Here is an 18,001-nt window from a genome sequence, read left to right on the forward strand (position 1 = left end):
GACTCCTAGGACGCAAAGCGCGCGAGACGGCCGATTGGGGCGCCCTGCACCTCGTCGTCACGCATGACGGTGTGGCCACGCACGATGGTGGCAACCGGCCAGCCCGTGATCTTCTTGCCCGCGAAAGGCGTCCAGCCGCAGGGCGAGACGATCCAGGAGTCCTCGATGGTGCGCTTCGCCTTCATGTCGACCAGCGTGACGTCGGCGTCGTAGCCGGCGGCGAGCCGCCCTTTGCCAACGAGACCGTAGACCCGCGCGGGACCGGCGGCCATCAGATCGACCATCCGCGACAGAGAAAGCCGGCCGGCATTGACGTGATCGAGCATCACGGGGACGAGCGTCTGCACGCCGGTGAGACCGGCCGGGCAGTCCGGCCACGGCAATTCCTTGGCGGCGCGCGAATGCGGCGCGTGATCGCTGCCGATGGTGTCGACGATGCCGTCGCGCACCGCGGCCCAGCTCGCCTCGCGATGACGTTCGCCGCGGATCGGCGGGTTCATCACGCCAAAGCCCTTCAGCGTGTCGTAACACTCCGGCGCCACTTGCGTCAGATGATTGACCAGGACCTCGACGGTCGCGACATCGCGATGGTCGCGCAAATAATTCAGCTCCTCGGCGGTGGAGACGTGGAGGATGTGCGCGGGCCGGCCGGTCTTGCGCGCCAGCGCCATCAGGCGGCGGGTGCCGAGGAAGGCGCATTCCTCGTCGCGCCACTCCATGTGCGAGCGATGCGGCATGCCGCGCGAAAACATCGGCTTGCGGGCCTGGAGGCGATATTCGTCCTCGCTGTGATAGGCGATGCGGCGGCGCCCCGCGCGCATCAGCTTTTCCAGATGCTCATCGTCCTCGACCAGCAGCGACGCCGTGGACGAGCCGGCGAACACCTTGATCGCGCATACGCCATGCTCGCTTTCGAGATGCGCGAGCTCGCCGATATTGGTCTTGGCGCCGGCGATGTAGAGGCCGATGTCGCAAAAGCTCTGCGCTTCCGCGTAGCCGCGCTTCCAGTCGAGCCGCTCCTGATCGACGATCGGCGGATTGGTGTTGGGCATATCGAACAGGGTCGCAATGCCGCCGAGCACGGCGGCGCGCGTGCCGGTGCCGAGCGTTTCGACCGCCGCATCGCCGGGATCACGCAGATGGACGTGGCTGTCGATCAAGCCCGGCAGGACGTGAAGGCCGCTGGCGTCGATGACCTGATCGGCCGTGTCGGCTGTGGTCGCGGACAGCGTCGCGATGCGCCCGCCGGAGATGCCGACGTTAGCGGCTTCCTCGCCCCAGGGCGTGACGCAGGTGCCGTTCCGGATCAGGAGATCAAAATGCATCGTCCGCCTTTCATGCTTTCAACAACACCGCGCCGATGGCCGCGGCGACCGCCTGCTGCGCCGGTTCGACCACGGGAACGCCGATAGCGTCCTCGATCGCGGCGCGATGCGAGGCCATGCCGGCGCAACCCATCACGACGACGTCGGCGCGGACTTGCGTGACCAGCGCGCGGCCCGCCTCGATCAGGCGCCCGCGGATATCGGCGCTCGCAGTTTCCGCCGCGCTCGCGCCGACCGACCAGCTTCCGGCATAGCGACCATCCACGCCCATCTGCCGCACCATGCGCTGCTGGCGGCGAATGCTCTGCGGCGACAGCGCGATGATGCCAAACCGCTCGCCGAGCGTCAGCGCGCGCAGGATGCCCCATTCGGCAATGCCCATCACCGGGCGGCCGCCGGCCGCCTCGCGCACCGCATGCAGCCCGGGATCGCTGAAGCAGGCGAGCACGAAGGCGTCGGCATCCTCGCGCGCGACGCGGCTCACGAGTGGCATGACGACGCTGTCGGCATCGCGCTGCGAGGTGATGCTGGGCGGGCCTTCGGCCAGCCCCACCACTACGATCTCCGGCCCACCGGCGATCCTGAGTGGTGCGACGGCCTCATCGATCGCCGCCGTGACCGCCGCGGAGGAGTTCGGGTTGATCGTCAGGATGCGACGGCGGGTCATGCTTGGCTCAGCGCTTCGCTGCCTCGTGGTGCTGGAAGTTGGCGGCGATGGCTTCGCCGGTGGTGATCCAGAGGTCGGGACAGGATTTTGCGTGGGTCAGGAATTCGCGCAACAGACGAAGTCGCATGGGACGGCCGCTGCATTGCGGGTGCAGCACGGTCGTCACCATCGCGCCCCAATCCCTGACCTCGTCGAGCTCGTCCTTCCAGATCGAGAGCACGTGCTCCTTGGGAAAGATGGAACGCGGGCTGAAGCGGGCGGAGAGGCCATGCATCCAGTCGTCATAGCTCGCGGTCACCGGCAGCTCGATCGTGCCCGGCTTGCCGTCGGCGAGACGATGCCGATAGGGCCGCACGTCGTCGCGGAACGAGGAAGTATAGGCGATGCCGTGACGCACGAGAGCTGCGCGCAGCTCCTCGGTGAACTCACCATAGGGCGCGCGGTAGCCGATCGGCTTGACGCCAAGCCGGCGCTTGAGCGCATCAAAACCGCGCTCCAGCTCCTCCTCGATCCAGGGATCGCCGGGATCGGGCAGGAGGTGATGATAGCCGTGATGGCCGATCTCGTGGCCAGCCTTGAGGATCGATTCGGCCATCGCCGGATGCGCATCGACCGACCATCCCGTGACGAAGAACGTCGCCTTGAGATCGAGCTGGTCGAGCAGCTCGAGCAGCTTCGGCGTGCCGACGCGCGCCTCGTAGCCGCCATAGCTCATGGTGATCAGGCGCTGCGCATGCACGGCGTCCTTGCTCGTCCACGCGCTCTCCGCGTCCACATCGAAGGAGAGGAACATCGCGGACGTGTACGGCTTCGGCCAGGGATAGTTCGGGGCGGGATCGGCCGTGTTCGCCGGGACGAGCGGGATGCTCTGGAGTGCCTTACTGTCCAGCATTGATGGTCGCCTTCTCTATTCCGTTGTCGTTAAGTTTCCATTTCGCCAGCAGCGCACGATAGGTGCCGTCCGCGATCAGCGCATCGATCGCCTCGACGATCGCCTGCTGCAACGCCTTCTCCTTGACCGGCAAGGCGATGCCCGTGAACTGCGTCGCGAAGGCGTCGCCGACCGGCGCATAGGTGCCGGGCTCAAGGTCCATGATATAGGGCAGCGTCTCGTTGCCCTGCACGGCGGCGTCGATGCGGCCCTGCCTGAGCTGCGTGCGCGCATCGGCCGAGCCATCGGTGCCGACGAACTGGATCGGGTTGCTGCCGCAATTCTTCTCGCTCCATGCCGCGATCTCGGCCGGGAACATGGTGCGGCGGCTGGCGCCGACCTTCTTGCCGCACAGCGCGGCCATGTCCTTGAACTCGGCTGCGCGGGATTGCTGCACGAAGAATTTTGGACCGCTGCGCAAATAATCGACGAAGGACGCGATCTCGTGCCGGCTCGCATAGTCGGTGAAGCCCGACAGGATGGCATCCACCCGGCCTGTCGAAATCGACGGCATGAACTCGGCGAAACTGGTCTCCTGCCATTCGATCTTGACGCCGAGCTTGCGGCCGAGCGCCTCGCCGAGGTCGACGTCGAAGCCGGAGAGCGCGTTGGTGGCGGGATCGCGGAACTCCATCGGCGGATAGTTCGGCACCACCGCGACCTTGATGCTGCCCCGTTTGGCGATTTCAGGCGGCAGTTCGATCGCCATCACTGATGCCGTTGTCGCACAAACCAATGCCGCCGCAACCAACACTCTCATCATCGAAACGCCCCCATTCATATCACCGCCGAGAGAAAAGCCTTGGTGCGCGCCTCGCGCGGCGCGCCGAGCACGTCCGACGCCGTCCCGGATTCGACGATCGCACCCTGGTCCATGTAGACGACACGATCGGCGACCTCGCGGGCAAAGCCGAGCTCGTGCGTCACCACCATCATGGTCATGCCGCTTTGCGCGAGCTCCTTCATCACCGCGAGCACCTCGCCGACGAGTTCCGGATCGAGCGCGCTGGTCGGCTCGTCGAACAGCATCAGCATCGGTTTCATGGCGAGCGATCGCGCGATCGCGACGCGTTGCTGCTGGCCGCCGGAGAGCTGTGCGGGATAAGAATCGGCCTTGGCCGCAAGCCCGACACGCCTGAGCAGCTCGATGGCTTCACCGCGCACCTCGTCGGATTTCCGGCCCTGCACCTGCACCGGGCCTTCGGTGATGTTCTCCAGCGCCGTCTTGTGCGGGAACAGGTTGAAGCGCTGGAACACCATGCCGGTCTTCAGCCGCTGCCGCGCGATCTGCCGCTCGGTCAGGCGATAGAGCCGCCCGCCCTCTTCCCGCACGCCGAGCAGCTCGCCGTCGAGCCAGATACCGCCGCTATCGATCGTCGTGAGCTGGTTGACGCAGCGGAGCAGCGTGGTCTTGCCCGAGCCGGATGCGCCGATCAGGCACATCACCTCGCCGGGCCACACGTCGAGCGAGACGCCTCTGAGAGCCTGGAACTCTCCAAAATGCTTGCTGACGGAGCGGATCGCGACGAGGGGCTTTGTCATCGGGCGAACTGCAATGTGCCGCGGGCAAAGCGCCGTTCGAGCAGCATCTGGAGCGGCGTCAGGATCGACACCACAAGGAGATACCACAGGCCGGCGACGATCAGGAGCTCGATCACGCGCGAATTGGCGTAGTAGATGTTTTCCGCGTTGTGCAGCACCTCCGGATACTGGATGACGCTGGCGAGCGAGGTCGCCTTGACGAGGCCAATGAACTCGTTGCCGATCGGCGGAATCACCACCCGCATCGCCTGCGGCAGGATGATCCGGCGCAGCGCACGCAGCCGGCCCATGCCGATCGCCTGCGCTGCCTCATACTGCCCGATATCGACCGACAGCATGCCTGCGCGCATCACCTCCGAGGTGTAGGCGCCCTGGTTGATGCCGAGCCCCAGCAGCGCCGCAAGGAACGGCGTCATGACGTCGACCGCGCGCGCACTCCACAGGCCGGGAATGCCGATGGTCGGAAACACCAGCGCGAGGTTGAACCACAACAGAAGCTGGAGGATCAGCGGCGTGCCGCGGAACAGCCAAGTATAGCCGGCGGCGACCGACTTCAGCACCGGGTTCGGCGACAGCCGCATGATCGCCACGACCACGCCGAGGACAATGCCGAGCGTCATCGCGAGCACGGCCATCACCATGGTGTTGACGATGCCCTCGAGAATCACTTTCGCCGTCAGGAAGCGGCTGACGTAGGACCATTCGATCTGGCCACCAGCAAAGGCGCGCCCAATAGCGACCAGCACCAGAACGATCAGAGCCGCGCTGAGCCAGCGAAACCAGTGCGGCTCGCGCGCGACGTGCATCCCGGACAGGTCGGGAAAGCCCTCCGCGAGTGCGGGCGCGGCCTTCATTGCGGTGCCGCGTTCATCAAGGACTTCTCGACGGCGTTCGCGCCCAATCCCCATTTGTCGAGAATAGCCTTGTAGGATCCATCGGCAATCATGGCGGCGAGCTTTTCCGTGACCACCTCGCGCAGGGCCGTATCATCCTTGCGGAACATGATGCCCTGAAAACCCTTCGCAAAGGGCTCGCCGACGACGCGATATTTGCCGGCCTCCTGCGATTGCGCATAGGGCAGGGTCTCGCTGCCCTGCACGGCGGCGTCGATGCGGCCCTGCTTGAGCTGGTTGCGGACGTCGATCGAGTTCTCGCCGGGGACATACTGGATCGCCGGCTTGCCGGCCGCCTCGCAATTCTGCTTGCTCCACTTCTCGATCTCGACCGGGAAGCTGGTGCTGCGGGTCGTGCCGACCTTCTTGCCGCAAAGATCCGTCGCAGCCTTCGCGTCGCTCTCCGCCATGACGAAGAACTGCGGGCCCGTGGTGAGATAGTCGACGAAATCGGCGGTCTCACGCCGTGAGGCGCGGTCCGAGATGCCGCTGATGATGAAATCGGCGCGCTTGGTCTGGAGCGAGGGGATCAGCTCGGCGAACGGCGTCTCGCTCCACACGATCTTGAGGCCACCAAGCCGCTTGGCGAGCTCGTTTGCAAGGTCGACGTCGAGCCCGACGAGTTCGTTGGTCGCGGGATCGCGATATTCCATCGGCGCGTAGGTCGAGTTGACCGTGAGCTTCAACGTGCCCGCCTGCTTGATCTCCGCCGGAAGCTCGGCCGCCTGCGCGGACGTCACGGCAGCCAATGCTGCGAAACCGAGGAAATGTGAGAGGCGTGTCATGTCAGCTCCCTTGGCTGGCGCCGCGACCGGCCGTTTGATGTCAATCCGCGTCGAGAACGGCCGGCTCGATGACGCCGGCGCGTTCGGTGATCACCCTGTATTGCTCCGGCCGCCGGTGGGCGGCGAAGTTGAACATCTTGTCCTTGCCCTGGCGGCAGAGATCGAGGTCGAGGTCGGCGACGATCACCTCATCGGCCAGCGTCTCGGCTTGCGCGACGATGCGGCCGTTGGGATCGACGATGCAGGAGCCGCCGATCAATCCGGAGCCGTCCTCCTCGCCCGCCTTGGCGACCGAGATGGCCCAGGTCGCGTTCATATAGGCGTTGGCCTGCGTCACCAGCGTCGAATGGAAGGTGCGAAGGCCCGCGTCTTCCGTCGTGCCGCCGTTGGGATCATAGGCCGCCGAATTGTAGCCGATGCAGACCAGCTCGACGCCTTGCAGGCCCAGCACGCGCCAGGATTCCGGCCAGCGCCGGTCGTTGCAGATCATCATGCCCATGATCGCATGGGCCCAGGCCGAGCCGGCGCGGAAGGCGGGAAAGCCGAGGTCGCCATATTCAAAGTAACGCTTCTCGAGCTGCTGATAGCGCGCGCCCGGCCGCGGCTCGACCGAGCCCGGCAGGTGCACCTTGCGATAGCGGCCGAGGATCTCGCCGTCGCGATCGACCAGGATGGAGCAGTTGTAGCGCCGACCGTCCGCCGTCAGCTCGGCATAACCGACATAGAAGCCGACGCGGAGCGCACGCGCGCGTTCGAACAGCTTTGCCACCGCCGGGTTCGGCATGCCGCGCTCGAAATAATGGTCGAGCGCTGCGCCTTCGAGCAGCCAGCGCGGAAAGAAGGTGGTGAAGGCAAGCTCGGGAAACACCACGAGGCTGGCGCCGCGGCGGGCGGCCTCGTCCAGAAGCTTGAGCATCCGGTCAAGCGTATGCGCGCGCGGATCGGCTTTTTGCGTCGGCCCCATCTGGGCGGCGGCGGCGCGAAGGACACGAACCAAGACTGCCTCCAATCTGTGCGCGCTGCTGCCTCATTGGGCGACAGAACTCTTTGATCCAGCGTGCAAATCCGCGGCCATTACGCGGAAACGGCAGTTGAAAAGCAATTCATTGTGCTATGATATTTTGGCTGAGTATATAATCAGGACTTATATGAACCTGCGCCAGCTCGAGATCCTGCGTGCCGTCATTCGCCACCGCACCACGGTCGCGGCGGCGGACGAGCTGGCGCTGTCGCAGCCGGCGGTCAGCAACGCGCTGAAGACGATGGAGGCGCAGGCCGGCTTTGCGCTGTTCGAGCGCGTCAACAACCGGCTGTTTCCCACCGCCGAGGCGATGGCGCTCTACAAGGAGAGCGAAGCGATCTTCGCGCTGCATGCCAAGCTCGAAAGCCGCGTGCGCGATCTGCGCGAGAACCGCTCGGGGCATCTGTCGCTGGTGGCGACGCCGCCGCTCGCCTACAGCATCATCCCCTCCGCTCTGTCGGGTTTCCTGCGCCGCCGTCCGGAGACGCGGGTGTTTTTCGACGTTCGCCGCTACGAAGGCATCATCGAGGGCGTCCTGAGCCATGTCGCAGAGCTCGGCTTCGCACTCGGTCTCACCCATCATCCCGGCATCGCACATGAGGTCGTGCATACCGGCGAGATGGTCTGCGTGCTGCCGCCGCAGCATCCGCTGGCCAGACAGCCGATGATCTCCGCCTCCGATCTCGTCGGCCTGCCCTTCATCGGGCTCGAGCGCGGCACCCGGCTCGGCGAAGCCGTGCGCGACAGTTTTGCCCGCGCCGGTGCGCCGTTCCAGCCGACCGTCGAGGTGCGCTATTGCAATACGGCCTGCGTGCTCGCGGCCGCCGGCGTGGGAGCTGCGGTGGTCGACCCGTTTTCGCCGCGACAAAACGGCGGCAACGGCCTCGTCGTGCGGCCGTTCGCGCCGACGACGCGCGCGGTCGCCTATATGCTGTGGTCGGAAGCAGAGCCGCTGTCGCGGCTCGCCAAGGCCTTCCTCAATGAAGTCCGCAAGGAGAGCAAGCTTCTGGAGAGCGGGACGCAACAGGAGGCAAGGCGCGACGACTGAGCTTGCGCAGGCGCGCACAATCTCTTAACCGAGGACCATTCCCAGCCGAGGACCCGTTCTTAACCGAGGGCATATGGCACGCATCACCATCATCGAAACCGGAGCCGTCCCTCGCAAACATCGCGAGCGCCACGGCTCGTTTCCGGACATGTTCGAACGCATGATCCGCACTGAGGATCCCTCAGCTGCGTTCGACGTCGTCAGCATTCCCGATGGCGAAGCGCTCCCCGACCCCTGCCAGTTGGAGGCGATCCTGATCACCGGCGCGGCGGCCGGCGTCTATGACGGGCTCGACTGGATCGCGCCGCTCGAAGAATTCGTCCGCACCGCCCACGCCAACAAGACGCCGATGGTCGGGGTCTGCTTCGGCCATCAACTCATCGCGCAGGCGCTCGGCGGCGTGGTCCGCAAGTCGGACAAGGGCTGGGGCATCGGCCGGCACGTCTATCAGGTGGCCCCGGACAACGGCGTCATCGGCGGCGAACAGCTCGCCATCGCCTGCTCGCACCAGGACCAGGTCATCGAGCCGCCCGAGGGCGCGCGGACGATCCTGTACTCGGAATTCGCGCCGCATGCCGGCCTGCTCTACGCCAACGGCACGACGCTCTCGGTGCAGCCGCATCCGGAATTCGACGCGGGTTTTGCCAACGTCTGCTGCGAGCTCCGCGAAGGCCACGCGCCGGATAACGTGGTCGCCACCGCGAAAGCGTCACTCGCCGAGCCGCTGGACAGCGCGAAGCTTGGTGGCGCCATCACGAGGTTTTTGACGAGGCGGGCGGCGCCTTAGTCCGCGAGGTCGCGCCGCGCGCGACTCTTCCCTTCTCCCCTTGTGGGAGAAGGTGGCGCGAAGCGCCGGATGAGGGGTTCTATCCGCGAATTCAAACGCAAGAGATTCATGCGCGGAGAGAGACCCCTCACCCGGCTTCGCGGCGCGAAGCCACCCTCTCCCACAAGGGGAGAGGGTGCAGCGCGCCAAGCCCATCTCTCCTCGCTACGCCTCAGAACGGACTATCCCCCAGCCCCGGCACATCCGCAGGCCGCGGCCCCGGCGCAGGCCAGTGGAAGCGGCGATCACTCTCCGCGAGAGCGATATCGTTGATCGAGGCCTCGCGGCGCTTCATCAGGCCTTGCTCGTCGAACTCCCATTGCTCATTGCCGTAAGAGCGATACCACTGGCCGCTCGCATCGTGCCATTCGTACTGGAAGCGCACCGCGATGCGGTTGCCGTCGAAGGCCCAGAGATCCTTGATCAGGCGGTAGTCGATCTCCTTCGCCCATTTGCGCGTCAGGAACGCGACGATCGCCTCGCGGCCCCCAAACACCTCCGAGCGATTTCGCCAGCGGCTGTCCTCGGTATAGGCGAGCGCAACACGCTGCGGATCGCGCGAATTCCAGGCGTCCTCGGCCATGCGGGCCTTTTGCGCGGCGGTCTCTCTCGTGAAGGGCGGAAGCGGCGGACGCGACATGGCGGGGCCTCATCGGTTGGGGACACGCAAATCTAGGCTCGCAGGCTTGGAAGTCGATAGCCCCCTCCCTATCGGCTCATTGCGAAATCACATCGGCCTTCATCAGGTTACGGATCGATTTCGGGATCGGCTGCGCGCGGCCGCCGCTGATGAAGGCGACGCGCACTTCGGCCTTCACCAGCACGTCCTCGCCGCGCCGGATCTCCTGCGCCAGCATGATCGAGGCGCCCTTCACCGCAATCGGCCAGGTCACGATGTCCAGCACGTCGTCCATGCGCGCAGGTTTCAGGAAATCCAGATGCATCGAACGGACGACGAAGGCAAAGCCCGCGTCTTCCGTCTCGGCCTGCTCGAACAGCGCCTGCTGCTCGGCGCCCATAAGCCGCAGATGGTTGGTGCGCCCGCGCTCCATGAAGCGCAGATAATTGGCGTGATAGACGATGCCGGAAAAATCCGTGTCCTCGTAGTAGACGCGGACCTGCATGTGGTGGCGGCCGTTGCGGATCTCGCCGTCGAGATGGGCTGTCACGTCGCGAGCCTCGGTTCATTGTCGAAGCTTCGTGTTTTGCGCAAATCAGCCCAGCGCGCAAGCCGCGGCTACGACACCGCCTGCCCTGTATTTCCCAGCGTCACCAGCACGATTTCCGGGGGAACACCGAGGCGGAAGGGCATGAGGCTGCAGCCGAGCCCGCCGGAGACGATGATGTCGCAATTCTTGCGGACATGGCCATAGGAGAGTTCCTGTCCCGACGGCGCAATCGGCGACCAGCCGAGCAGGCGCACCTGGCCGCCATGGGTATGACCGGAGAGCTGGAGCGCGACGCGCGGCGGCACGCGTGCGGCGATGTCCGGTTCATGCGCGAGCAGGATCACGGGTGCGCTGTCGGTGATATTGCCGAGCGTGACGCCGAGATCGTCGACGCCAACGCGGCGGAGGGGCCGAAAGCGCCGCGCCGGCACATAGGCGAGTTGATCGCCGAGCCCAGCGAGCCAGAACGGACGACCCGCGTGGACCAGGCGTTGCGCATCATTTTCGTAGACCGGAATCCCGGCGGCTTCCAGCGCCTGCCGTGCAACCGGATGCCCCTTGCCTTCGCGCTGCACGGTCCGGTCGTCCCACCAATCGTGATTGCCGAGGATCGCATGCACACCGAGCGGCGCCTTCAGGCGGCCGAGCACCGACGCCCATTCGCCGGCCGGAATGGCCCGCCTCACATGGCGCTGGCTGACGACGTAATCGCCGAGCAGGACGGTCATATCGGGGGCGAGGCCATTGGTGCGCGCGACGATGCCCTCGATCCGATCGAGCGACATCCAGGGATCGCAGGCGTGGAGATCGGCGATGACCGCGATCTTCAGCCTGAAATCGGCGGGCCATTGCGGCGGCAAGAGGTCGTAGCGGGTCACTCGCAGCTGCGCCGGTTCGACGCCGAAGCCATAGGCCGCGGTCGAGACGCCAAAGGCGCCAAACCCGCCCATCAATCGCAAGACACGCCGCCGAGAAAACATGAGATCCTTACCCGTGATGTGGGCAGAGACTGGGGCGCGATTGTAGCGGAATTCGGTTGGGTTTGTGCAGATCGTCAGCAGAAACGTTAACGGCGACTGTCTCCGACCAGCGCATCCAGACGCGTCTTCAATTCGTCGGACGCCCGGTAATACCAGACGCCGCCGAGCAAGTCATGGAATCGCCTGTCGGCGCGGGCCTCGCGCTCGATGCGGTCGATCGTACGCAGGCTGATCACGTCCTCGAGCGGGCCGGCCGCCAGCAGCGACAGCAGCACGGGATTGGACTCCAGCTTGAGGATCTCCAGGATCAGGTCGATCATCCGGTCGGGATCGTCCTCGCGCAAATCGCGCTCGAAATCCATGATCGCGAACAGATTGTCGTCCTGGTCGCGGTCGGATCTGGAGTATTGCTCGATCCAGGCCTGCGCCAGCTCGGACAGCGACATGCTGGCGCAATCGAGCGGCTCCCGCGGGGTGCGCTGGGCCAGGTGATCGGCGTGCCAGGCCGCTTCATGGGCGATCCCGGCGATGCGACGCATCAGCGGCTCATCCTCGCCGAAAAGCACGCCTCCGAGCAACCAGCGCAGCCGCGCATTGTGCTTCGCCTCATGCTCGATGCGCTCGATCACCTCGTTGCCATGGGCATAGAGCAGCGCAAGCAAGAACTTGTCGTTGAGTTGCATCACCGTCGGCTTGTCGGTCTCGGTCTTCAGCACGTCGAGGATGAGATCGAGCGCGCGCTGCGGCCGGCGATGCGGCAGATGATCGAAATAGAGCTTTAGCGCCCAGATGCTGCCGGCCTGGTCGCGCCGGCTGACGCGCTGAAGCGCGCACCACATCGAGGCCAGCTCGGCCAGCGGCATCGGATCGAGGAACGCTTCGGTCTCGTCGGGCGTCCGCAGTTGCGGTGCGGACGCGATGCTTTCAAGCAGTGTTGCGTGCTCACTCAGCCCCATTCTTCCCACTCCAGCCAATGTGCGCGAGCGGCGACCCCGATCGCCGCGCGTCCGCATTAGTGGGAGCACGAAACAGGTGGGTTCAACGTCGGCGCGAGCTAATTAGTCCTGCTCGATTCACAAGCATTCTGCTCCTCATCCTGAGGAGCCCGCGGCAAGCGGGCGTCTCGAAGGATGGCCGCGGGTAAGATCCGGGCCTTCATGGTTCACCCGGCGATGCGCAGCATCGTCCGGTAACGCGCGTTCCGCGCTCCTCACATGAGGATCCAGTGACGCAATAAGACTAGTCGTCGCTCTCGTCCGTGCCGAACAGGCCGAACTGTGCCGTATCGCGCGAGGGTTCGGCGAGGCCGAGATGGCGGAAGGCGTGCGTGGTGAGGAGACGGCCGCGCGGGGTGCGCTGGAGATAGCCGCACTGGATCAGAAAGGGCTCGATGATGTCCTCGATCGCATCGCGCGGCTCGGACAGCGCGGCCGCCATGGTCTCGACGCCGACCGGACCGCCGCCATAGTTCAGCGCGATCGTCGAGAGGTAGCGCCGGTCCATGGCGTCCAGGCCCGCGGCATCGACCTCCAGCGCGCTGAGCGCATGGTCGGCGATCGTCCGGTCGATCGTGTCGGCGTTGGCGGCAGAGGCGAAATCGCGCACCCGCCGCAGCAGGCGGCCGGCGATACGCGGCGTGCCGCGGGCGCGGCGCGCGATCTCGTTGGCGCCGTCCGGGCTCATGCCGACGTTGAGCACGCGCGCGCCGCGGGTGACGATGCCTTCCAGCTCCTCGACCGTGTAGAAATTCAGCCGGATCGGAATGCCGAAACGATCGCGCAGCGGATTGGTGAGAAGCCCGGCGCGCGTGGTCGCGCCGACCAGGGTGAACTTTGCGAGCTCGATCTTGACCGAGCGTGCCGCCGGCCCCTCGCCGATGATGAGGTCGAGCTGGAAATCCTCCATCGCGGGATACAGCACCTCTTCCACGGCTGGGCTCAGGCGATGGATCTCGTCGATGAAGAGCACGTCGCGCTCTTCGAGATTGGTCAGAAGCGCGGCGAGATCGCCGGCCTTGGCGATCACGGGGCCGCTTGTGGCGCGAAAGCCGACGCCGAGTTCGCGCGCCACGATCTGCGCCAGCGTGGTCTTGCCGAGGCCCGGCGGCCCCACGAACAGCACGTGATCCAGCGCCTCGCCGCGCTTGCGCGCCGCGTCGATGAAGATCGACAGATTCTTGCGCGCCTGCTGCTGGCCGACGAATTCGGTGAGCGATTGCGGGCGCAGCGCCGTATCGCCGACATCGTCGCTACGGCGCTCGGGGGTGACGATGCGGGAGGGGGTGTTCACTCGTTGCCTCGCCGGTATTTGTTCGGCAGCAGCTCGCCGATGCTGACGACCTTCGGCTCGCGGCCGTTGTCGGGAACGATGACCCGCGCCTTGGCGTCGTAATCGTGGATCAGCTCGCGGCAGATGCCGCAGGGTGAGACGACGGCGATATCGCCAGGCTCGTCAGGCTTGGGGTGGCGCACGGCGACGATGGTCTCGATGCCGCGGTCACCGGTCTCGGTGATGGCGCGTCCGATCGCGATCGCCTCGGCGCAGACCGCGATGCGGCCGATATAGGCGTCGATGTTCACGCCGGTGACGATGCGGCCGTCGCGCGTGCGCATCGCCGCCCCCACCTCCTGCCAGTCGTTGCGATAACGTTGGCTGATCGCTGCTGTCGCGGCGGCGATGAGTTCCTTGTCTTCGTTGCTCAGCATGGCGGAAAATGCGTTCCTTCGTCAGTCAGCGGCCGGGCAGGATAGTCTATTTCGACAATTCTTTCAGACCCAGGCGAATGAGCTGCGCGGTTTCCGCATTCTCGCCGGCATTGCGTGACGCCGTGGCGATGGCGGCCGCCGCCTGCGGCTGGCCGTAGCCGAGATTGACCAGCGCGGAGATCGCGTCCGCGACGGGCCGCGGAGCGCGCTGGTCGTCGACGGTGCCGGCAAGATGCACCACTGCCGGGTCGACATTGGCAAAAGCCGGTGCCTTGTCCTTCAACTCGGTGACGATGCGCTCGGCGACCTTGGGGCCGACGCCCGGCGTGCGCGACACCGCAGCCTTGTCGCGCAGCGCAATCGCATTCGCAAGATCGGAAGGCTGCAGCGTACCGAGCACTGCGAGCGCGACCTTGGCGCCGACGCCCTGCACGGTCTGGAGCAGGCGAAACCATTCGCGCTCCTGGTCGGTGCGAAAGCCGAACAATTTGATCTGGTCCTCGCGGACATAGGTCTCGATCGCGAGCACCGCGGCTTCACCCGGCGACGGCAGATGCTGCAGCGTGCGCGTCGAGCAATGCACCTGGTAGCCGACGCCGCCGACGTCGAGGATGACGAAATCCTCGCCGTAGGAATCGATCAGGCCCTTGAGCTTGCCGATCATACGCCCACCACCTTCAGCCGCAGGGCGGCGCTTTGGCGGTGATGGGCGTGGGTGATGGCGATGGCGAGGGCGTCGGCGGCGTCCGCCGACGGCGGCTCGGCCTTGGGCAGCAGGATCTTCAGCATCACTGCGATCTGGTTCTTGTCGGCGTGACCGGCGCCGACCACGGTCTTCTTGACCTGGTTGGGCGCGTATTCGGCCACCGAAATGCCGAACATTGCGGGCGCCAGCATGGCGACGCCGCGGGCTTGGCCGAGCTTCAGGGTCGCGACACCGTCCTTGTTGACGAAGGTCTGCTCGACGGCGGCTTCCATCGGCTTGTGGTGGGAGAGCACGGCAGCGAGCCCCTCATGGATCGCGAGCAACCGGCTCGACAGCGGCAGGCCCTCCGGCGGTTCCACCGAGCCGCAGGCGACGTAGACGAGGCGATTGCCGTCGGCCTCGATCACGCCCCAACCGGTGCGGCGCAGGCCGGGGTCGATGCCGAGGATGCGGACGGGATGACGAATCGGGAGCGCGGTCATGGGCCAGTGATAGCGGCTGGCTGCTGTGGGGGAAACAGAAACGGAACGAAAATCCCCGGGGAAGTATGGTCTCGTGCCCCGGGCGCAGCGCAGTGCGCAGCAGTGCGCTGCTGAACCGGGGCCCATGTTGCCGCCGGCACAAGAAGCGCCGCCGTGGGTCCCGGCCCTGCACCGCAGCGTTTCACGCAGCGGTGCGTCCGGGACACGAGAGCGCGCCCTACCCGCCCATCTTCGCCATCAGCGCGTCCGAAATCTCGAAGTTGGCGTAGACGTTCTGGACGTCGTCGTGCTCGTTGAGCAGGTCCATCAGCTTGAGCAGCTTCTCGCCGGTCTCGTCGTCGACGGCGACCGTGTTCTGCGGCTTCCAGATCAGCGCGGCCTTGCGCGGCTCGCCGAACTTCGCCTCGAGCGCCTTGGCCACATCGCGGTAGCTTTCGGTCGAGGCGTAGATCTCGTGGCCGTTCTCGCCCGAGATGACGTCATCGGCGCCGGCCTCGATCGCGGCATCGAGCATCGCATCGTCGGAAGCGACGCTGCGGTCATATTCGATGATGCCGGTGCGATCGAACATGAAGGACACCGAGCCGGTTTCGCCGAGATTTCCGCCGGATTTGGTGAAGAAAGAGCGGATGTCGGAGGCCGCGCGGTTGCGGTTGTCGGTCAGCGCCTCGACGATGACGGCGACGCCGCCGGGGCCATAACCCTCGTAGCGGATCTCGTCATAGTTCTCGCCGTCACTGCCGAGCGCCTTCTTGATCGCGCGCTCGATATTGTCCTTCGGCATGTTCTCCTGGCGCGCCGCGATCACGGCCGCGCGCAGGCGCGGGTTCATGTTGGGATCGGGTGTGCCGAGCTTGGCCGCGACGGTGATTTCGCGGGCCAGCTTGCCGAAGAGCTTCGATTTCTGCGCATCCTGCCGCCCCTTGCGGTGCATGATGTTCTTGAATTGGGAATGTCCGGCCATGCGTGGTCTCTTGAGGAATCGTCAGCCAAGGTCAGGGCAAGCTGAGGGATCAAAGCGCGGGCCTTATAGGCCGCGACACCCCCGGAATGAAAGGGCATACTTGGAGGTATTATCGTAGGGATAAACACTCACCGTCAGGCACCTGTTAACCCTGACTTCATTTCGGGATGTGAAAATATCCCCATCCCGTCTCCCGACAAGAGTGACCTGATGGCCCTCGGACTACTTCGGAAGCGTCTGCCGGAACAGGCCACGCCCGCAGCTCTCCCGCAGGCGGCCCAAGCCGTCGCCGAGCCCGTTGCCGCACCGGAGGGCGATTCGGCCAAGGAAATTCTCGAGCTTCTGGAACTCGAGCTCGGCGCGATGATCCGCCAGCTCGAGCGCGCCGCCGAATCCGTCGCCGGCGGCGCGGAGGCAACCGCCAACACGCTCGCGACCATCCGCGAGCGCACCGACGCGCTCACGGGACGCAGCAGCGCCGCGCAATCGACCGCCACCACCTTTGCCAACGCGGCAGAGAAATTCACCCAGTCGGCGCAGGGCATCGGCGCCCAGGTCCGCGAGGCCGGCAAGCTCGCCGATGCTGCCAGCGCCGCCGCACAGGAGGCCCGCGCCAATGTCGACCGCCTGCGCGAATCCTCCGCCGCGATCGGCAACGTCGTCAACCTGATCGCTCAGATCGCGCGCCAGACCACGCTGCTCGCGCTGAACTCGACCATCGAGGCAGCACGCGCGGGCGCGGCCGGAAAAGGCTTTGCCGTCGTTGCGACCGAGGTGAAGGCACTTGCGGTGCAGACCCAAGGCGCGACCGAGGAAATCACCAAGAAGATCGAGGCGCTGCAAAAGGACGCGGCAGGTTCGGCGGAAGCCGTGCACCGCATCTCACAGGCGATCGAGGCGATCCGCCCGGTGTTCGACACCGTCAACGGCGCGGTCGCCGAACAGACCGCGACCACCAGCGAGGTCTCCGGCAACGCGGCAACCGCATCCCAATTCATCGTATCCGTCGGCGACAGCGCCGCCGAGATCGATGCCGCCACCAAGGCGGCGGAAGCTCATGGCGAAAGCGTCTCCAGCGCCGGCAAAGCGGTCACGACGTTCGCGCAGAAGCTGAAATCGCGCTGCGCGGTGCTGCTCAGGCAGAGTGATAGCGACGATCGTCGCAAGACCGAGCGGCTGCCCTGCCATCTCAAGCTCGAGATCAAGGGCGCGACAATGCCGGTCTACGAGATTGCGATGGACGGCGTCTTGATCGGCGGCGCGGACGCAGCAAAGCTCGCATCGCACGAAGCCATCGACGGCCTGCTCCAGGATGTCGGCGCCTGCCGCCTGCGCGTCACCGAGCAGTCCAAGGCCGGTGCGCGGGCGCAGTTCGTATCCCCCAATGCCGAGCTGCGCGGGAAAATTGAAGACAAGCTCTGGTCGATCCACGAGGCGAATACGGAATTTGTGACCCGCGCCATGGAAGCGGGCGCCGCGCTGACGAAGATCTTCGAGCAGGCGGTCGCGCGCGGCGAGGTCAGGCTCGACGATCTCTTCGACACCGACTACGCGGAAATCGCCGGCACCAGTCCGCAGCAGTACCGCACCAAATATCTCGACTGGGCCGACCGCGCCCTCCCCTCGTTCCAGGAAGCCTTTCTGGCCAAGGACCCGCGCATGGCGTTCTGCGCCATGGTCGACCGCAACGGCTTCCTGCCCGTGCACAACAAGATCTATTCGCACCCGCAGCGTCCAGGCGATGTCGCCTGGAACACAGCGAATAGTCGCAACCGGCGCATCTTCAACGACCCGGCGGGCCTCGCCGCCGCGCGCAATCTGCGCTCCTATCTGGTGCAGAGCTACGCGCGCGACATGGGCAACGGCAGCACCGTGATGATGCGCGAGATCGACGTGCCGATCCGCCTGCAGGGCCGGCACTGGGGCGGGTTCCGGACGGCCTACAAGCTTTGAAACA

At 65.8% G+C, this 18,001-nt stretch carries 20 protein-coding genes; 3 read left to right on the forward strand and 17 right to left on the reverse strand.

What is annotated here, in order from left to right:
- Positions 1-5: 5 nt before the first annotated feature.
- The 8 genes from NLM33_RS25725 to NLM33_RS25760 are packed head-to-tail and all read right to left on the reverse strand — an operon-like array spanning position 6 to position 7,140.
- Positions 6-1,325 carry a dihydroorotase gene (locus tag NLM33_RS25725; RefSeq protein WP_254099987.1) on the reverse strand — a complete coding sequence of 440 codons (1,320 nt, stop codon included), beginning with the start codon at positions 1,323-1,325 and terminating at the stop codon, positions 6-8.
- 10 nt (positions 1,326-1,335) lie between these two features.
- Positions 1,336-1,992 (reverse strand): aspartate/glutamate racemase family protein, encoded by a 657-nt coding sequence (locus NLM33_RS25730; RefSeq protein WP_254099989.1) that lies wholly within the window; start codon positions 1,990-1,992, stop codon positions 1,336-1,338.
- Between the two features lie 7 nt (positions 1,993-1,999).
- Positions 2,000-2,884 (reverse strand): polysaccharide deacetylase, encoded by an 885-nt coding sequence (locus NLM33_RS25735; RefSeq protein ID WP_254099991.1) that lies wholly within the window; start codon positions 2,882-2,884, stop codon positions 2,000-2,002.
- Positions 2,871-3,686, reverse strand: a complete 816-nt coding sequence (locus NLM33_RS25740) for an ABC transporter substrate-binding protein (protein ID WP_254099993.1) — start codon at positions 3,684-3,686, stop codon at positions 2,871-2,873. The genes NLM33_RS25735 and NLM33_RS25740 overlap by 14 nt, the downstream gene beginning before the upstream one ends.
- 14 nt (positions 3,687-3,700) lie before the next feature.
- On the reverse strand, positions 3,701-4,465 hold the full coding sequence (locus NLM33_RS25745; protein ID WP_254099995.1) for an amino acid ABC transporter ATP-binding protein: 765 nt from the start codon (positions 4,463-4,465) through the stop codon (positions 3,701-3,703).
- Positions 4,462-5,319, reverse strand: a complete 858-nt coding sequence (locus tag NLM33_RS25750) for an amino acid ABC transporter permease (RefSeq protein WP_254099997.1) — start codon at positions 5,317-5,319, stop codon at positions 4,462-4,464. Before NLM33_RS25750 ends, NLM33_RS25745 begins: the two co-directional genes overlap by 4 nt.
- Entirely contained in the window at positions 5,316-6,143 is an 828-nt protein-coding gene (locus tag NLM33_RS25755) for an ABC transporter substrate-binding protein (RefSeq protein ID WP_254099999.1), read from the reverse strand. The genes NLM33_RS25750 and NLM33_RS25755 overlap by 4 nt, the downstream gene beginning before the upstream one ends.
- A 40-nt stretch (positions 6,144-6,183) precedes the next feature.
- On the reverse strand, positions 6,184-7,140 hold the full coding sequence (locus NLM33_RS25760) for an N-carbamoyl-D-amino-acid hydrolase (RefSeq protein ID WP_256570553.1): 957 nt from the start codon (positions 7,138-7,140) through the stop codon (positions 6,184-6,186).
- 151 nt (positions 7,141-7,291) lie between these two features.
- On the opposite strand from NLM33_RS25760, the gene NLM33_RS25765 reads away from it, so the two are divergent.
- On the forward strand, positions 7,292-8,212 hold the full coding sequence (locus NLM33_RS25765) for a LysR family transcriptional regulator (protein ID WP_254100002.1): 921 nt from the start codon (positions 7,292-7,294) through the stop codon (positions 8,210-8,212).
- Between the two features lie 73 nt (positions 8,213-8,285).
- Positions 8,286-8,999, forward strand: a complete 714-nt coding sequence (locus NLM33_RS25770; protein WP_254100004.1) for a type 1 glutamine amidotransferase — start codon at positions 8,286-8,288, stop codon at positions 8,997-8,999.
- Positions 9,000-9,210: 211 nt separating this feature from the next.
- On the opposite strand, the gene NLM33_RS25775 is transcribed toward NLM33_RS25770, so the two are convergent.
- The 9 genes from NLM33_RS25775 to NLM33_RS25815 form a co-directional block, all read right to left on the reverse strand.
- Positions 9,211-9,678: a nuclear transport factor 2 family protein gene (locus tag NLM33_RS25775; RefSeq protein ID WP_254100006.1), complete on the reverse strand. Its 468-nt coding sequence runs from the start codon at positions 9,676-9,678 to the stop codon at positions 9,211-9,213.
- Positions 9,679-9,754: 76 nt separating this feature from the next.
- Positions 9,755-10,162 (reverse strand): tol-pal system-associated acyl-CoA thioesterase, encoded by a 408-nt coding sequence (ybgC, locus tag NLM33_RS25780; protein WP_254105883.1) that lies wholly within the window; start codon positions 10,160-10,162, stop codon positions 9,755-9,757.
- 113 nt (positions 10,163-10,275) lie between these two features.
- Positions 10,276-11,187, reverse strand: coding sequence for a metallophosphoesterase (locus NLM33_RS25785; RefSeq protein WP_254100008.1), 912 nt, complete (start codon positions 11,185-11,187; stop codon positions 10,276-10,278).
- A gap of 86 nt (positions 11,188-11,273) precedes the next feature.
- The gene (locus tag NLM33_RS25790; RefSeq protein WP_254100010.1) at positions 11,274-12,143 is read right to left on the reverse strand and encodes a DUF6869 domain-containing protein; all 870 of its coding nucleotides are present in this window, start codon (positions 12,141-12,143) and stop codon (positions 11,274-11,276) included.
- A gap of 283 nt (positions 12,144-12,426) precedes the next feature.
- A complete protein-coding gene (ruvB, locus tag NLM33_RS25795; protein ID WP_254100012.1) occupies positions 12,427-13,476 on the reverse strand; it encodes a Holliday junction branch migration DNA helicase RuvB in 1,050 nt (349 codons plus the stop codon).
- Complete coding sequence (locus NLM33_RS25800; RefSeq protein WP_254100014.1) at positions 13,473-13,892, reverse strand: cytidine deaminase; 420 nt, start codon at positions 13,890-13,892, stop codon at positions 13,473-13,475. Before NLM33_RS25800 ends, ruvB begins: the two co-directional genes overlap by 4 nt.
- A 46-nt stretch (positions 13,893-13,938) precedes the next feature.
- Positions 13,939-14,556: a Holliday junction branch migration protein RuvA gene (gene ruvA, locus NLM33_RS25805; RefSeq protein WP_254100016.1), complete on the reverse strand. Its 618-nt coding sequence runs from the start codon at positions 14,554-14,556 to the stop codon at positions 13,939-13,941.
- Positions 14,553-15,080, reverse strand: coding sequence for a crossover junction endodeoxyribonuclease RuvC (ruvC, locus tag NLM33_RS25810; protein WP_254100018.1), 528 nt, complete (start codon positions 15,078-15,080; stop codon positions 14,553-14,555). The genes ruvA and ruvC overlap by 4 nt, the downstream gene beginning before the upstream one ends.
- A gap of 217 nt (positions 15,081-15,297) precedes the next feature.
- Positions 15,298-16,044 carry a YebC/PmpR family DNA-binding transcriptional regulator gene (locus tag NLM33_RS25815; RefSeq protein ID WP_254100020.1) on the reverse strand — a complete coding sequence of 249 codons (747 nt, stop codon included), beginning with the start codon at positions 16,042-16,044 and terminating at the stop codon, positions 15,298-15,300.
- A gap of 210 nt (positions 16,045-16,254) precedes the next feature.
- Between NLM33_RS25815 and NLM33_RS25820 the strand changes: the two genes are divergently transcribed.
- Positions 16,255-17,997, forward strand: coding sequence for a methyl-accepting chemotaxis protein (locus NLM33_RS25820; protein WP_254100022.1), 1,743 nt, complete (start codon positions 16,255-16,257; stop codon positions 17,995-17,997).
- Positions 17,998-18,001: the final 4 nt, after the last annotated feature.

Origin of the sequence: Bradyrhizobium sp. CCGUVB1N3, assembly GCF_024199925.1 — a bacterium.
Lineage (GTDB): Bacteria > Pseudomonadota > Alphaproteobacteria > Rhizobiales > Xanthobacteraceae > Bradyrhizobium.

Coding starts and splice junctions, on each gene's coding strand:
- NLM33_RS25725 (WP_254099987.1), bottom strand. CDS start 1,325: ATGCATTTTGATCTCCTGATCCGGAACGGCACCTGCGTCACGCCCTGG.
- NLM33_RS25730 (WP_254099989.1), bottom strand. CDS start 1,992: ATGACCCGCCGTCGCATCCTGACGATCAACCCGAACTCCTCCGCGGCG.
- NLM33_RS25735 (WP_254099991.1), bottom strand. CDS start 2,884: ATGCTGGACAGTAAGGCACTCCAGAGCATCCCGCTCGTCCCGGCGAAC.
- NLM33_RS25740 (WP_254099993.1), bottom strand. CDS start 3,686: ATGATGAGAGTGTTGGTTGCGGCGGCATTGGTTTGTGCGACAACGGCA.
- NLM33_RS25745 (WP_254099995.1), bottom strand. CDS start 4,465: ATGACAAAGCCCCTCGTCGCGATCCGCTCCGTCAGCAAGCATTTTGGA.
- NLM33_RS25750 (WP_254099997.1), bottom strand. CDS start 5,319: ATGAAGGCCGCGCCCGCACTCGCGGAGGGCTTTCCCGACCTGTCCGGG.
- NLM33_RS25755 (WP_254099999.1), bottom strand. CDS start 6,143: ATGACACGCCTCTCACATTTCCTCGGTTTCGCAGCATTGGCTGCCGTG.
- NLM33_RS25765 (WP_254100002.1), top strand. CDS start 7,292: ATGAACCTGCGCCAGCTCGAGATCCTGCGTGCCGTCATTCGCCACCGC.
- NLM33_RS25770 (WP_254100004.1), top strand. CDS start 8,286: ATGGCACGCATCACCATCATCGAAACCGGAGCCGTCCCTCGCAAACAT.
- NLM33_RS25775 (WP_254100006.1), bottom strand. CDS start 9,678: ATGTCGCGTCCGCCGCTTCCGCCCTTCACGAGAGAGACCGCCGCGCAA.
- ybgC (WP_254105883.1), bottom strand. CDS start 10,162: ATGCAGGTCCGCGTCTACTACGAGGACACGGATTTTTCCGGCATCGTC.
- NLM33_RS25785 (WP_254100008.1), bottom strand. CDS start 11,187: ATGTTTTCTCGGCGGCGTGTCTTGCGATTGATGGGCGGGTTTGGCGCC.
- NLM33_RS25790 (WP_254100010.1), bottom strand. CDS start 12,143: ATGGGGCTGAGTGAGCACGCAACACTGCTTGAAAGCATCGCGTCCGCA.
- NLM33_RS25800 (WP_254100014.1), bottom strand. CDS start 13,892: ATGCTGAGCAACGAAGACAAGGAACTCATCGCCGCCGCGACAGCAGCG.
- ruvA (WP_254100016.1), bottom strand. CDS start 14,556: ATGATCGGCAAGCTCAAGGGCCTGATCGATTCCTACGGCGAGGATTTC.
- ruvC (WP_254100018.1), bottom strand. CDS start 15,080: ATGACCGCGCTCCCGATTCGTCATCCCGTCCGCATCCTCGGCATCGAC.
- NLM33_RS25815 (WP_254100020.1), bottom strand. CDS start 16,044: ATGGCCGGACATTCCCAATTCAAGAACATCATGCACCGCAAGGGGCGG.
- NLM33_RS25820 (WP_254100022.1), top strand. CDS start 16,255: ATGGCCCTCGGACTACTTCGGAAGCGTCTGCCGGAACAGGCCACGCCC.